Genomic DNA, 15288 nt, shown 5'->3' on the forward strand with positions numbered 1-15288 from the left:
CTCGCGCCCGTTCGCCCGTTCCCGGACAAATATTCAGGGAAACCATTTCTCCATCGATCTGTCCCGAAAATATTGTCAATTTCGATTATCTGTAGGCGAAATCCGACATTGCGTCGGATGAGGGCGGGCAGACCCCGAAATCGCCCCGTGCGATAAGCAAGGGTGTCCCGCGCGCCTGCGGGCAAGGGAGCAGACCATCGATGTGCGGTATCGCAGGAGAAATACGTTTCGATCAACAAATGGCGGACCTTCACGCCGTGGCCGACATGGCGCGGGCGCAGGCCGCGCGCGGCCCTGACGGCGAAGGGCTGTTCGGCCTTGGCCGGCGCGCCTTCGGACATCGGCGCCTGCGCATCATGGATCTGTCCGAGCGCGCGCATCAGCCCTTCATCGACAACGCGCTGGGCATGGGCATCGTCTTCAACGGCGCGATCTACAACCACCACGCGCTGCGCAAGGAACTGAGCGCGCGCGGCTATACCTTCTCGTCGACCGGCGACACCGAGGTCATCATCAAGGCGTGGCATGCCTGGGGCCCCGCGGCACTCGATCGCCTGGCCGGCATGTTCGCGTTCGCGCTGTGGGAGCGCGACACCGGCATCACGCACCTGGTGCGCGACCGCCTGGGCATCAAGCCGCTGTACTACAGCCAGGACGCGCGGCGCCTGCGCTTCGCCTCGACATTGCCGGCGCTCTTGGTTGGCGGCGACATCGATACCGCGCTCGACCCGGTCGCGCTGCATCACTATCTGACGCTGCATGCCGTGGTGCCGGCCCCGCATACGATCGTGCAGGGCGTGCGCAAGCTGCCGCCCGCCACGCACATGACGGTGCACGCGGACGGCCGCACCGAAACGCGGACCTGGTGGCGGCTCGAGTTCGTGCACGACGCCGCCGACGAGGCGCGCTCCTTCGAGGAATGGCGCGACATGACGCTGGCCGCGCTGCGCGATGCAGTGCGTCTGCGCACCGTCGCCGACGTGCCGGTCGGCGTGCTGCTGTCGGGCGGCGTCGACTCCAGCCTGATCACCGGCCTGCTCGCAGAAACGGGTACGCCCGACCTGCGTACCTATGCGATCGGCTTCGAGGCGGCCGGCGGCGAGGCCGGCGACGAGTTCCACTATTCCGATCTGGTGGCGCGGCATTTCGGCACGCGCCACGAGAAGATGATGATCCCGGCGGCCGATCTGCTGGAGGCGCTGCCCGATGCGATCCACGCGATGAGCGAGCCGATGGTCAGCCACGACTGCGTGGCCTTCTATCTGCTGTCGGCCGCCGTCGCGCGCCACAGCCGCGTGGTGCAGAGCGGGCAGGGCGCCGACGAGGTGTTCGGCGGCTACCACTGGTATCCGCCGCTGGCCGCCAACACCGATGCCGACGGCGGCGTCGCGGCCTATCGCAAGGTGTTCTTCGACCGCACGCCGTCCGAGATGGCCGAGCTGCTGTCACCCCAATGGCTGGCCGACGATCCGAGCGGCCGTTTCCTGGCGGCGCATTTCGCGATGCCCGGTGCCGACAGCGCGATCGACCGCGCGTTGCGGCTCGATACCACCGTGATGCTGGTCGAGGACCCGGTCAAGCGCGTCGACAACATGACGATGGCCCATGCGCTGGAGGCCCGCGTGCCCTTCCTCGATCACCGGCTGGTCGAGCTGGCCGCGCGCATGCCGGCGCGTCACAAGATCGCCGCCGGCGGCAAGCACGTGCTGAAGGAAGCCGCGCGCCAGGTGATTCCCGCCGAGGTGATCGACCGCCCGAAGGGTTATTTCCCGGTGCCGGCGCTGAAGTACCTGCGCGGCCCCTTCCTTGAGTACGTGCGCGGCCTGGTCGACAGCGATGCGGCGCGCCGGCGCGGCCTGTACCGGCCCGGCGTGGTCGAGTCGATGCTGGCGGATCCCGACGCCCACATCACCCCGCTGAAGGGCTCGAAGCTGTGGCAGGTAGCGCTGCTCGAGGGGTGGATGCAGTCGCATGGCCTGTGAGGCCGGCCATGACTGGCGACAAACCGGCAGCCCCCCAACCGGACGATGAAGCCAACGGCCGCCGCGCGCGGCCGCAGTCCCTTGTCGGCAACGACAGAAGCCAGAACGCGGACAACAACGAGGAGAAAGATCGAATGTCGACCGTCAATGCGGAAGTCCGTCCCAACAAGCCGGCGATGCTGGCCGACTCCCTCCATCTCGGCGCACCCGTCGATGCCGCGGGGCAGGCGCCCCGTGCCGTGATGCACGACGCGGGCGGCGCGCCGGCGCAGCAGGATCCCGCGCTGCAGCCAAGCCCGGCACCCGCTCCGGTGTCCGCCCGCCCGAACGCGATGCTCGACTGCGGCTGGGGCCGGCTGATGTTCGCACCGTCGTTCGAATCGCCGGCGCGGCTGGCCGCCGAGCTGCAGCAGGAAGCGCCCGGCCGGCGCGATATCGCGCTCTATGTGGAAGCCCCGCAGCTGCTGCTGGCCGAGGCGCCGCAGACGCTGTTCCTCGATCCGTCGCTGCTGTTCCGCCGCACGCTCGAGGACGGCGATGCCGCGGCGAACGGCGCGACCGGCGCGGCCGGCGTGACGATCCGGCGCCTGACGACGCGCGCCGATATCGCCGCAATCAACCGCCTCTATGCGGCGCGGCACATGGTGCCGCTCGATCCCGCCACGGTCTGGCGCCAGCGCGAGCACGACGCGGTCGTCTACCTGATCGCCGAGGACGAATCGACCGGCGACATCATCGGTTCGGCGATGGGCGTCGACCATCTGCTGGCCTTCGGCGACGAGCGCGGCGGCAGCAGCCTGTGGTGCCTGGTGGTCGATCCGCAGACGCATCTGGCCGGCGTCGGCCAGGCGCTGGTGCGCGAGCTGATCGCGCTGTTCGCCGCGCGCGGACGCAAGCACCTGGACCTGTCGGTGCTGCACGACAACCAGCATGCGATCGGCCTGTACCACAAGCTCGGCTTCGTGCAGGTCGACGGCTTCGTCGTCAAGCACAAGAACGCGATCAACGAGCCGCTGTTCGCCGGCTCCAGCGAGTGCGACAACCTGAACCCCTACGCCGCGCTGATCGTCAAGGAAGCGCGCCGGCGCGGCATCGGCGTCGAGATCATCGATGCCGATGCCGGCATCTTCAGCCTGCGCTACGGCGGCCGCGAGATCCTGTGCCGCGAGTCGCTGTCCGAGCTGACCGGCGCGGTGGCGATGACCTGGTGCCAGGACAAGGCGCTGACGCGCAAGCGGCTGGAGCAGGTTGGCCTGAAGGTGCCGGCGCAGCGCCAGATCGGCACCGATGCCGAGAACCTGGCCTTCCTCGCCGAGCACGGCTCGGTGGTGGTCAAGCCGGCTTTCGGCGAACAGGGCCGCGGCATCAGCGTCGACGTCCGCACCGAGGAGCATCTGCGCAGCGCCATCGAGACCGCGCACGCCGAGGGCGGCACCGTGCTGCTCGAATCGTTCTGCCCGGGGCAGGACCTGCGCATCGTGGTGATCGGCTACGAGGTCGTCGCGGCCGCGATCCGCAAGCCGGCCGAGGTGGTCGGCGATGGGCAGGCCGACCTGAAAACGCTGATCGAGCGCCACAGCGCGCGGCGCAGCGCGGCCACGGGCGGCGAGAGCCGCATTCCGCTCGATGCCGAGACCGAACGCTGCCTCGCGGCGCAGGGGCTGACGCTGCAATCGGTGCCGGCCGCAGGAGAACGCGTGCCGGTGCGCAAGACGGCGAATCTGCATACCGGCGGCACGCTGCACGACGTCACCGCCCAGCTGCATCCGGTGCTGCGCGAGGCCGCGCAGACCGCGGCGCGGGCGCTGCGCATCCCGGTGGTCGGCCTGGATTTCCTGGTGCCGGCCGCCGACCAGCCCGAGTACGTGATCATCGAAGCGAACGAGCGGCCGGGCCTGGCCAACCACGAGCCGCAGCCGACCGCCGAGCGCTTCGTCGATCTGCTCTTCCCCTTTACATCCTGAATTCCTGCCGGGCGCGCCGCACCCGGCATCGTTATCCATGCAGAAACTGAAGATCGACCGGCTGTACCTGAAGACCGCGCTGCTCGAGCTGCTCGCGATCCCGAGCCCGGCCGGGCTGACCGACGAGATCGTGCACTACACCGCCAACGTGCTGGACGGTCTCGACATCCCCTACCAGCTGACCCGGCGCGGCACGATCCGCGCGACGCTGCGCGGCAATCGCGCCAACAGCGGCATGGGGCCCGACTGCGCGATCGTCGCGCACCTGGACACGCTCGGCGCGATGGTGCGCGAGCTCAAGCCCAACGGCCGGCTGGCGCTGGCGCCGATCGGCACCTGGTCCAGCCGCTGGGCCGAAGGCGGCCGCGTGACGCTGTTTACCGAGCATGGCCGGCATCGCGGCTCGGTGCTGCCGCTGCTGGCCTCGGGCCACGTCTATAACGAGGCGGTGGACACGCAACCGGTCAACTGGGACCAGCTCGAACTGCGGCTCGACGAGCCGGCGGCGACGCCGGAGCAGCTGCGCACGCTCGGCATCCAGGTCGGCGACTTCGTCGCCTTCGACGCCAACCCCGAGATTCTCGACAACGGCTATGTCGTCTCGCGGCATCTGGACAACAAGGCCGGCGTCGCCGCGGTGCTGGCCGCGCTGAAGGCGGTGCGCGAGAGCGGCGCCTCGGTGCCGATGGACTGCCATGCGGTGTTCACGCTGACCGAGGAAGTGGGCTCCGGCGCGACCGCGGTGATCGAGGACGATGTCAGCGAGGTGATCGGCATCGACATCGGTCCGGTCGCGCCGGGGCAGGGCGCGCGCGAGGAGGGCGTGACGATTCCGCTGATGGATTCGGCCGGCCCGCACGACTATCACCTGACGCGGCGCCTGCTGCGGCTGTGCGACGAGCATGGCATCCCCAGCCATCGCGACGTGTTCCGCTTCTACCATTCGGACGCCGGCGCGGCGGTCAGCGCGGGCCATGACGTGCGCACCGCGCTGCTGTGCTTCGGTGCCGATGCCTCGCATGGCTACGAGCGGACCCATCTGGACGTGCTGGTCAATCTGGCCGAGCTGCTGACCGTCTATATCCAGAGCGGGCCGACGCTGCCGGAGGACCGCCAGCGCCGCATGGGCTCGGTCGCGGGCTTCTCGCATCAGCTCGATCCGCGCCAGCTGACGCGCAGCGAGACGCCGCTGCCCGATGCCGGCGAACTGGTGCATACGCGCCGCGACAGCGCGTCCTGATGCCGCGCTTGATGACATCCCTTCCGGAATGAACCTTATGGATCTGAATTTCATCGACGCCGACAAGCTGCAGGCCACCTGGGCCTATCTGCTGCAGCTGGCCGTGCACCAGGGTCTGAACGTGCTGGCCGCGCTCGCCATCCTGCTGGTCGGCTGGTGGCTTAGCGGCCGCGCGCGCAACGCGGTACTGCACGCCTTCGACCGCCCCCATGTCGACGCGACGCTGCGGCCGATGCTGGGCAGCGTCACGCAGTGGGTGGTGCGTGTCGTCACCGTGATCCTGGTGCTGTCGCAGTTCGGCGTGCAGACCGCCAGCATCATCGCGATGCTCGGCGCCGCGGGCCTGGCGATCGGCCTGGCGCTGCAGGGCACGCTGCAGAATATTGCCGCGGGCATCATGCTGGTGCTGCTGCGGCCGTTTCGCGTCGGCCAGTACATCGACGCCCAAGGCATTGCCGGCACCGTGCGCGAGACCGGACTGTTCATGACGGAGCTGACGACCTTCGATGGCGTCTGCCTGCGCGTGCCGAACAACAAGATCTGGGGCAGCGCGATCACCAACTACAGCGAGAATCCGACGCGCCGGCTCGATATCGAGGTCACGGTGCCGTTCGGCGCCGACGTGCAGACCGCGTTGCGGGTGCTGCGCCATATGCTGGCCGACGACGAGCGCGTGCTCGAGGTGCCGGCGGCCGAGGCGATGGTGGTCAACTTCACCAGCGAGGGCGTGACGCTGAACCTGCGCTGCTGGACCTCGAACGACAACTACTGGAACCTGCGCTTCGCGTTTTACGAGCGCGTCAAGCGCGAGCTGCAGGCGGTGGGCATCGATATCGCGGTGCCGGTGCAGGAGCTGCGTGTGCCGGGCAATGGCGAGTCGACGGCGCTGGTGCTACACCATACGGCGCATGCTTCGCCGGCTTCGTCGCCGCCCTCGACCATCGGCACGCCGCGGCGCGCCTAGCGCGAAAGCGGAAAACGGGCTGCCGGGTTGTCGTTCCCGCGAAAGCGGGAATCCAGCGTCTTGGACCAGCCACTGGGTCCCCGCCTGCGCGGGGACGACAACGCATGTGGATCAGCCTTCGTCCGCGAACAGCGTGCAGGCGCCTTCCTCGGCCGTGCTGACATTGCGGCGGAACGTACCGAACAGGTCCCGGCCGACGCCATGGCGATGGCGGCTCAGGTCGGGCCGCTCGATCGTGCGGGCCGCCCACTCGGCCTGCGGCACCAGCGCTGTCAGGATGCCGGCCGGCGCATCGACGCGGATCATGTCGCCGTCGCGGACCTTGCCGATCGCGCCGCCCTTCAGCGCCTCGGGGCAGACGTGGATCGCCGCGGGCACCTTGCCCGACGCGCCCGACATGCGGCCGTCGGTGACCAGCGCCACATGAAAGCCGCGGTCCTGCAGCACCGTCAGCGTCGGCGTCAGCTTGTGCAGCTCCGGCATGCCGCAGGCCGCCGGCCCCTGGTACGGCAGCACCGCGACGAAATCGCGCTCCAGCTCGCCGCGCTTGAAGGCGGCCAGCATGTCGTCCTGATGATGGAACACGCGCGCCGGCGCCTGCACCACCTGATGCTCGGCCTTGACCGCAGAGGTCTTGATCACTGCGCGTCCCAGGTTGCCGTCCAGCACCTTGATGCCGCCGTCGGGCGCGAACGGTTCGCCCGCGCCGCGCACCACCGACGTGTCCAGCGATTCGGTCGGCCCGTCGAGCCAGACCAGCTTGCCGTCGCGCAGCGCCGGTTCGCGCGTGTAGTCCTCCAGGCCCTGACCGACGACGGTGGTGACATCGTTGTGCAGCAGCTCGCGCGCCAGCAGGCCGCGGATCACCAGCGCCAGGCCTCCTGCGGCCTGGAAGCCGTTGACGTCGGCCTGGCCGTTCGGATAGACGCGCGCCAGCAGCGGCACCACCGCCGACAGCTCGTCGAAATCGTCCCAGGTCAGCATGATGCCGGCCACGCGCGCCATCGCGATCAGATGCAGCGTGTGGTTGGTCGAGCCGCCGGTGGCCAGCAGGCCGACGATGCCGTTGACGAACGCGCGCTCGTCGAGCACCTGTGCGATCGGCGTATAGCGCTCGCCCTGGTGCACCAGCCGCAGCACATGCCGCGCGGCCTCGCGCGTCAGCGCCTCGCGCAGCGGCGTGTACGGGTTGATGAAGGCGGTGCCGGGCAGATGCAGCCCCATGATCTCCATCAGCATCTGGTTCGAATTGGCGGTGCCGTAGAAGGTGCAGGTGCCGGGCGAATGGTAGGACCGGCTTTCGGCCTCCAGCAGCTCCTCGCGGCCGATCTTGCCCTGTGCGTACAGCTGGCGGATGCGCGCCTTTTCCTCGTTGGGGATGCCGGTGGGCATCGGCCCGCCCGGCACGAACACCGCGGGCAGATGGCCGAACGACAGCGCCCCCATCACCAGCCCGGGCACGATCTTGTCGCAGATGCCCAGATACAGCGCGGCATCGAACATCTGGTGCGACAGCGCGACCGCGGTGGCCTGCGCAATCACGTCGCGCGAGAACAGCGACAGCTCCATGCCGTCCTGGCCCTGTGTCACGCCGTCGCACATCGCCGGCACGCCGCCGGCGAACTGCGCGGTGGCGCCCGCCTCCAGCGCGGTCTCCTTGAGCCAGGCGGGGAACTCTCCGAGCGGTTGGTGCGCCGAAAGCATGTCGTTGTACGAGGAAACGATCGCCACGTTGGGCCGTTCCTCGGCCTTCAGCCGGATCTTGGCGGGCTCGGGCATCGAGGCGAAGCCGTGGGCCAGGTTCGTGCAGGATAGCTGCGCGCGTTGCACCTTGCTGCCGGCCATGGCTTGCGTGCGGGACAGGTAGGCCTGGCGCGTCGGCGCGCTGCGGGCCACGATGCGGGCCGTCACTTGTTCGAGTACGGGATGGGGCATGGGGCTCTCTCCAGCGGGATTCTTGGATGTCGCAGGTAACGTCGCAGGTAATGTCGCAGTTCAGCCTAGCGCATCTCATCGGTGCTTGCATGGAGCATGCCCGCCGCGCCGCGACCCTTGCCGCTGGCTGCCGCGTGGCTCGCAAAGCGCCCGCGACTCACGTAAACTGGCCGCAACGGCCGCGCTTCGGGGTCTCTATCAAGCGACAAGGAGGTCAGGGTGAGCATGCCCGATTTCGACATGGTGCTGGTTGGCGGCACCGGTGACCTGGCCAGGCGCAAACTGCTGCCGGCCTTGTTCGACGCGCATCGCGCCGGATTGTTGCATCCCGCGGCGCGCATCCTGACCACGGGCAGCCATCCTTCCACCACCGAGGAGTATGTCGCCACGCTCGAGCAGGGCATGCGGCCGGGCCTCGAGCATGCGCCGCCGGGCGACTGGGCCAGCTTCGTCGCGCGGCTGTGCTACGTGCAGGCCGACGCCCGCCAGCCCGAGCATTTCGATGCGCTGGCGCGCAAGGTGCTGTCCCGCCAGCCCGAGGTCGTGGTCTGCTATCTGGCCACCGCGCCGCATCTGTTCGTGCCGATCTGCGAGCAGTTCGGCCGCACCGGCCTGAACCAATCCAACGTGCGCGTGGTGCTGGAAAAACCGCTGGGCCACGACCTGGATTCGAACGAGGCGATCAACGCGGCAGTGGCCCGTTACTTCGCCGAGGAGCAGATCTACCGGATCGACCACTACCTGGGCAAGGAGTCGGTGCAGAACCTGATGGCGATCCGCTTCGGCAACGCGCTGTTCGAGCCGCTGTGGCGGCGCGAGTGGGTGCAGGACGTGCAGATCACGATCGCCGAGGAGCTCGGTGTCGAAGGCCGCGGCGACTTCTACGACCAGACCGGCGCGCTGCGCGACATGGTGCAGAACCACCTGCTGCAGCTGCTGTGCATGGTCGCGATGGAGCCGCCCACCAGCCTGACCGAAGACGCGGTGCGCGACGAGAAGATCAAGATCCTGAAGGCGCTCAGGCCGATCACGCCGCAGGAAGTGGCCGAGAAGACCGTGCGCGGCCAATACCGCGCCGGCGCGATCGCCGGCAAGCCGGTGCCGGGCTATCTCGAGGAGCCTGGCATCGCGCCGGACAGCCGCACCGAGACCTTCGTCGCGATCAAGGCCGAGATCGCCAACTGGCGCTGGGCTGGCGTGCCGTTCTACCTGCGCACCGGCAAGCGGATGCAGTCGCGCGTGGCCGAGATCGTGATCCACTTCCGCGACGTGCCGCATGCGATCTTTCCGCGCCCGCTGACGCTGTCGCCGCAGAACCGGCTGGTGATCCGCCTGCAGCCCGAGGAAAGCATCCGCCTGTACTTCCTGGTCAAGCAACCGGGCGACACGGTCGCGCTGACGCCGACCTCCCTGGACCTGGACTTCGCCAACTCGTTCAAGGTGCGCCGCGCGGGCGCCTACGAACGCCTGCTGCTCGACGTGATACGCGGACGGCTGGGCCTGTTCGTGCGCCGCGACGAACAGGTGCAGGCATGGCGCTGGGTCGAGCCGATCATCGACACCTGGGCGGAGAGCTCGCTGCCGCCCAAGCCCTATACCGCGGGCACCTGGGGGCCGGCGGCCTCGTCCGCGCTGCTGTCGCGCGACGACGCGCTGTGGCACGAGGAGGTCTGACGTTCCGCCTACCCACCGGTTAGCCCCGCCGGTCCGCTGCAACGAATCCACATCCGGGAAATCGCCATGCGCCGCTTCGAACATCCTTCGCCGCTGGACCAGGCCGAAGCGCTGGCTGCCTCCATCAGCCACGCGCTCGACCTTGCCATTCAGGACCGCGGACACGCGGTGCTTGCCGTCTCGGGGGGGCGTTCGCCGGTGCCGATGTTCGAGCGGCTGCGCTATCGGCCGGTGCGCTGGGACGCGGTCACGATCACGCTGGTCGACGAGCGCGCGGTGCCGCCCGGGCACGAGGACAGCAATGCGCGGCTGGTGCAGGAACACCTGCTGCGCGATGCCGCCGCCGCGGCCAGCTTCGTGCCACTGATCGCCGATGCGCTCGAGGCGTCCGAGCCCGCGCGGGCGGTGGTGCGCCTCAATGGCGCACTCAATGCCGCGTTTCGCCAGCCCGACGTGGCGGTGCTCGGCATGGGCGAGGACGGCCATACCGCCTCGCTGTTCGCCGATGCGCCGGAGCTCGGCGAAGCGCTCAATGGCGATACGCCTTGCTATGTGGTGACGCGCCCGGCCAGCGCGCCGCATGCGCGCGTGACGCTGAACCTGGCCGCGTTGCTGGCGACCGAGCGCGTCTTCCTGGCATTTGCCGGGGCGACCAAGGCCGCCGTATTCGAACGCGCGCTGCAGGAGCCGGGGCCTGCGTTGCCCGTGGGGCTGGTGGCCAGCCGGCATCGTCATGGTTTCGACGTGTTCTCCGCCTGACGTATTCGCTGCAGTGCGCGCGTTGCCACGAGCGCCCGAATTTCGCCCGATGTTTCCCGCCTTGCGATGACTACCTACCCACGCCTGCTCGCCGATGTCGGCGGCACCAATGTCCGCTTCGCCCTGCAGATCGCGCCCGATGCGATCGGACCGGTCACCGCGCTGAAGGTCGCCGACTATCCGTCGCTGGAGGCGGCGATGCGGCAATACCTGTCGCAGCTGTCCGGCCCGCAGCCGCGCCACGCGGCGATCGGTCTCGCCAATCCGGTCACTGGCGATCGCGTCAAGCTGACCAACCATGCCTGGGCCTTCTCGATCGAGGCGGTGCGCCAGGCGCTGGGCCTGGAAACGCTGCTGGCGCTGAACGACTTCACCGCGCTGGCACTGGCGCTGCCGTATCTGCGGCCCAGCGAACTGGCGCCGGTGCGCGCCGGCACGCCCGCCGCCGGCTCGCCGCTGGCCTTGATCGGCCCCGGCACCGGGCTCGGCGTGTCGGGGCTGATCCCCGGCCGCCACGGTGCCGCGCCGGTGGCGCTGGCCGGAGAGGGCGGGCATGTCGAACTGATGCCGGCCACCGACGACGAGTGGATCGCCTGGCATGCCGCGCATCGTGACCACGGCCGCGTGTCGGCCGAACGGCTGCTGTCGGGCATGGGGCTGTCGCACACGCATGCCGCGCTCGCCGCAGAAACGGGTACGCCCGTGCGCGTGCCGCTGACCGCGGCGGAGGTCACCGAGGGTGCCCTGCAGCGCGGCGACGCGCTATGCCAGCGTGCGCTGGCCGTGTTCTGCGGCCTGCTCGGTTCGGTCGCGGCCGATGTGACGCTGATCCTTGGCGCGCGCGGCGGTGTCTATATCGGCGGCGGCATCGTGCCGCGCTTCGTTGAGGCGCTGGCGGCGTCGAGCTTCAATGCGCGCTTCATCGACAAGGGACGCATGCGCGCGTTTCTGGAACCGGTGCCGGTGCAGGTGATCACCGCGCAGTTTCCCGCGCTGCCGGGGCTGGCACACGCGCTGGCCGAAGCGGTCGATCGGCGATGAGCCGCCGCGGCCCTTGCGGATTGCGAACCAACGGAGCGAAGCGATGCGCGTGCTGCTGATCGAAGACGACACGATGATCGGCGATTCCGTGCGGCTCGCGCTGCGTCAGGAAGGCTTCGCGGTGGACTGGGTGCGCGATGGCGAGGCCGGCCTGTCGGCCGCCACGCAGCCGCCCGGCATCGCCGCCGGCGGCGCGGCCGAAGGGCAGCACGATCTGGTGCTGCTCGATCTCGGCCTGCCGCGCCGTTCGGGACTCGACGTGCTGGCCGGCATGCGCGCGCGCGGCGTCGCCACGCCGGTGCTGATCCTGACCGCGCGCGATGCGGTCGCCGATCGGGTCGCCGGCCTGAACGCCGGTGCGGACGACTATCTGGTCAAGCCGTTCGACCTGCAGGAGCTGGTGGCGCGCATCCATGCGCTCTCGCGACGCGCGCAGGGCCGCGCCGAGCCGCTGGTCCGCTATGGCGCGATCGTGCTCAATCCGGCCACGCGCGAAGTCACGCTGGCCGGCGAGCCGGTCCATCTGTCGGCGCGCGAATACGCGCTGCTGGCGGCGTTGCTGGCCCGGCCCGGCAAGGTGTGGTCGGTGCCGCAGCTGCAGGAGAAGCTGTACGGCTGGGACGACGAGGTCGGCAGCAATACGGTCGAGGTCTATATCCACGCGCTGCGCAAGAAGTTCGGCCAGGGTTTGATCCGCAATATCCGCGGCGTCGGTTATGTCTGTCCGAAGCTCGAGGAGAGCGCCGAGCCAGGTGGCGCCGATCCCGCGGCAGGGGGCGTGCGCTGATGCGATCGATCCAGCGGACCCTGCTGTGGTGGCTGGCCCTCGGCCTGCTGGCCGGCATCGCCGCCGCCACCGCGCTGATCTACGGCCAGGCGCGGCAGGAGGCCAACGCGCTGTTCGACTACCAGATGCGCCAGGTCGCGCTCGCGCTGCCGAGCCAGTTCAGCGGCCCGGCGCTGCCGTCGCTGTCGCCGCCGCTGCCGCCCGGCACCGACAATCTGTTCCGCTCCGACGAGGATGTGGTGATCCATATCTGGGACGGTACCGGCCGCAGCCTCTATCTGTCGCACTCGCGGCCGTCGCTGCCGCCGCGCGCCGAGCTGGGTTTCTCCAACGTTCGCACCGACGACGGCGAGTTCCGCATCTACAGCGTGCAGCTCGGGCCGGCGGTGGTGCAGATCGCGCAGCCGATGAGCGCGCGCCGCGAAGTGGCGGCACGGATGGCGCTGCGCACGGTCGCGCCGCTGCTGTTGCTGCTGCCGCTGCTCGGCTGGATGGTCTGGCTCGCGGTCGGCCGCGGGCTGCGGCCGGTGCGCGAGATCGCGCGGCAGGTCGGCAAACGCGATGCCAACGCGCTGTCGCCGCTGGCGGTCGCCGAGATGCCGGCCGAGATCGCGCCGCTGACCGAGGCGCTGAACCTGCTGCTGGCGCGGCTGTCCGACGCGATCGACACGCAGCGCGCGTTCATCGCCGATGCCGCGCACGCGCTGCGCACGCCGCTGACGGCGCTGCAGCTGCAGGCGCAGCTGGTCGAACGTGCCGACAGCGAGCCGGCGCGCCGCGAGGCAGTCGGCAATCTGCGCGACGGCCTCGAGCGGCTGACGCATCTGGTGACGCAGTTATTGACGCTGGCGCGTCACGAGCCGGGCGCGGCCGTCGCGGGCCAGCAGCCGGTCGCCTTGCGCGAACTGGCCGCGGCCGTGGTCGGCGAGATGACGCAGGCCGCGCTGGACCGGAATATCGACCTTGGGCTGGATGCGGCGGATGACCGCGGCACGGACGGATTGTCGGTGCAGGGCGATGCCGACGCGCTGCGCATCCTGCTGACCAATCTGATCGACAACGCGCTGCGTTATGTGCCGGCCGGCGGCAAGGTCGACGTGCGCGTGCAGCGCGGCGACGCGGGCCGGGTCGCGCTGATCGTCGCCGACAACGGTCCCGGCATCCCGCCCGAACAGCGCGCCCGCGTGCTGGACCGCTTCTATCGCTTGCCCGATGCGCCGAGCGGCGGCAGCGGCCTGGGCCTGGCCATCGTCGACGAGATCGCCCAGGTGCATCGCGCCACGCTGTCGCTCGAGGATAACGAGCCGGGGCTGCGCGTGCGGGTGGTGTTTCCCGAGGCCGCCAACGCGTCAGGCACGGGCCGCGATTAGGCCGCTGCCTTCACGCGCCGCCACGTTCTTGTCGAAAAGCGTACCCGTTTCTGCGTACTCGCTTGACCGACCCTTTCGGACTTTCCGAACCTTTGCGTCCCCTTCGCTGATCTCACCCCGCTTCAGGAGGTACCCATGCAAATCGATCTCACCGGCAAGACCGCGCTGGTCACCGCCTCGACAGCCGGCATCGGGCTGGCCATCGCCATCGGGCTGGCGCGCAGCGGCGCGGCGGTCATCGTCAATGGCCGCAAGCAGGACACCGTCGAAGGCGCCATCGCGGACGTGGTGCGCGAGGTGCCGGGCGCCACGGTGCGCGGCGTCGCGGCCGACGTGGGCAGCGCCCACGGGTGCGATGCGATCGTGGCCGCGGAGCCGGCGGTCGACATTCTGGTGAACAACGCCGGCATCTACGGTCCGCGCGATTTCTACGAACTGAGCGACGAGGACTGGGCCCGCATCTTCGATGTCAACGTGATGTCCGGCGTGCGGCTGGCGCGGGCGTATACGGCCGCGATGGCGGCCAACGGCTGGGGCCGCGTGGTCTTCATCTCGTCGGAGTCTGCGCTGAACACGCCGGAGGACATGATCCACTACGGCTTCTCGAAGACCGCGCAGCTGGCGGTGTCGCGCGGCCTCGCCAAACGGCTGACCGGTACCGGCGTCACGGTCAACGCGGTATTGCCAGGGCCAACGCTGTCCGACGGCCTGCGCGAGATGCTGCGCGAGGATGCCGACAAGGCAGGGCTGTCGATCGAGGAAGCGGCCGCCGAGTTCGTCAAGGCGCATCGGCCCAGCTCGATCCTCCAGCGCGCGGCCACGGTGGAGGAAGTCGCCAACATGGTGGTCTATGTCTGTTCGCCGCAGGCATCGGCGACGACCGGCGCCGCGTTGCGCGTCGACGGCGGCGTGGTCGATACCATCGCTTGATGCCGGGGCGCGAGCGGGCGGCATCCGCGCGGCGATGGCGAGACGTCGAGACATCGGAGAGCCTTGATTCGACTGAGGTTGTGTACGCAGAAACGGGTACGCACGGCACGCCACGCGGCATCGGACGGCGTTCGCACGACGCAGAAACGGGTACGGTGCAGGCCCGCATTCGCACGTGGCCGGTGCGGATGGCCCGCCCGATTCATGCCATGCCCGGGCCTGGCTTTGGCCCGCAAGGTGCACTGTATGCCGGCAATGACGCTGGCAGTAGGGCTGGCCATGAGGCTGTCGATGCGGCTGTCGATGCGGCTGCCAGTGCCGCTGCCAATGCCGCTGCCAATGCCGCTGCCAATGCCGCTGCCAATGCCGCTGCCAATGCCGCTGCCAATGCCGCTGCCAATGCCGCTGCCAATGCCGCTGCCAATGCCGCCGCCACCGCGGCCCGCAGAAACGGGTACGCTTGCCGAGCGCAGTGCGCAGAAACGGGTACGCTTCGGCGCCCATTCATGCGCGGCAGCGATGAAACGAAAACACGGCGCGCATGTCGAGGCCATGCCGCGCCGGTGTCGTTGTTTCAGGCCTGAATCAGACGCACCTCAAACTTCGGCCGCCTCCGTTGCGGCGGCGCGCGTGGCAGCCACC

General features: G+C 69.5%; 12 protein-coding genes. 10 read left to right on the forward strand and 2 right to left on the reverse strand.

The features are described from left to right. The first annotated feature begins 200 nt into the window (after positions 1-200). The 4 genes from B551_RS15595 (at position 201) to B551_RS15610 (ending at position 6150) form a co-directional block, all read left to right on the forward strand. Positions 201-1982 (forward strand): N-acetylglutaminylglutamine amidotransferase, encoded by a 1782-nt coding sequence (locus tag B551_RS15595; protein ID WP_023264481.1) that lies wholly within the window; start codon positions 201-203, stop codon positions 1980-1982. A 134-nt stretch (positions 1983-2116) separates the two neighbouring features. After that, positions 2117-3946 carry an N-acetylglutaminylglutamine synthetase gene (ngg, locus tag B551_RS15600; RefSeq protein ID WP_023264482.1) on the forward strand — a complete coding sequence of 610 codons (1830 nt, stop codon included), beginning with the start codon at positions 2117-2119 and terminating at the stop codon, positions 3944-3946. A gap of 37 nt (positions 3947-3983) precedes the next feature. Next, a complete protein-coding gene (locus B551_RS15605) occupies positions 3984-5186 on the forward strand; it encodes an osmoprotectant NAGGN system M42 family peptidase (RefSeq protein WP_006577928.1) in 1203 nt (400 codons plus the stop codon). 37 nt (positions 5187-5223) lie between these two features. Then, entirely contained in the window at positions 5224-6150 is a 927-nt protein-coding gene (locus B551_RS15610; protein WP_023264483.1) for a mechanosensitive ion channel family protein, read from the forward strand. A 111-nt stretch (positions 6151-6261) separates the two neighbouring features. Here B551_RS15610 and edd read toward each other — a convergent pair whose 3' ends face one another. Beyond that, the gene (edd, locus tag B551_RS15615) at positions 6262-8085 is read right to left on the reverse strand and encodes a phosphogluconate dehydratase (RefSeq protein ID WP_006577930.1); all 1824 of its coding nucleotides are present in this window, start codon (positions 8083-8085) and stop codon (positions 6262-6264) included. A gap of 225 nt (positions 8086-8310) precedes the next feature. Between edd and zwf the strand changes: the two genes are divergently transcribed. From zwf to B551_RS15645, 6 genes are all read left to right on the forward strand, one after another. Then, on the forward strand, positions 8311-9759 hold the full coding sequence (zwf, locus tag B551_RS15620; RefSeq protein ID WP_023264484.1) for a glucose-6-phosphate dehydrogenase: 1449 nt from the start codon (positions 8311-8313) through the stop codon (positions 9757-9759). Positions 9760-9825: 66 nt separating this feature from the next. Continuing rightward, positions 9826-10518, forward strand: a complete 693-nt coding sequence (pgl, locus tag B551_RS15625) for a 6-phosphogluconolactonase (RefSeq protein ID WP_023264485.1) — start codon at positions 9826-9828, stop codon at positions 10516-10518. A 66-nt stretch (positions 10519-10584) separates the two neighbouring features. Next, complete coding sequence (glk, locus tag B551_RS15630; RefSeq protein WP_006577933.1) at positions 10585-11559, forward strand: glucokinase; 975 nt, start codon at positions 10585-10587, stop codon at positions 11557-11559. A 43-nt stretch (positions 11560-11602) separates the two neighbouring features. Further along, positions 11603-12346, forward strand: coding sequence for a response regulator transcription factor (locus B551_RS15635; protein WP_006577934.1), 744 nt, complete (start codon positions 11603-11605; stop codon positions 12344-12346). Beyond that, positions 12346-13716, forward strand: coding sequence for an ATP-binding protein (locus B551_RS15640; protein ID WP_006577935.1), 1371 nt, complete (start codon positions 12346-12348; stop codon positions 13714-13716). Before B551_RS15635 ends, B551_RS15640 begins: the two co-directional genes overlap by 1 nt. Positions 13717-13851: 135 nt before the next feature. Further along, positions 13852-14646: an SDR family NAD(P)-dependent oxidoreductase gene (locus tag B551_RS15645; RefSeq protein ID WP_006577936.1), complete on the forward strand. Its 795-nt coding sequence runs from the start codon at positions 13852-13854 to the stop codon at positions 14644-14646. Here the strand turns inward: B551_RS15645 and B551_RS26130 are convergent. Next, positions 14565-15200, reverse strand: a complete 636-nt coding sequence (locus B551_RS26130; protein WP_157071998.1) for a hypothetical protein — start codon at positions 15198-15200, stop codon at positions 14565-14567. The two genes, B551_RS15645 and B551_RS26130, sit on opposite strands and share 82 nt — an antisense overlap. Positions 15201-15288: the final 88 nt, after the last annotated feature.

This window comes from Cupriavidus sp. HPC(L), from assembly GCF_000307735.3.
Taxonomy (GTDB): Bacteria; Pseudomonadota; Gammaproteobacteria; order Burkholderiales; family Burkholderiaceae; genus Cupriavidus.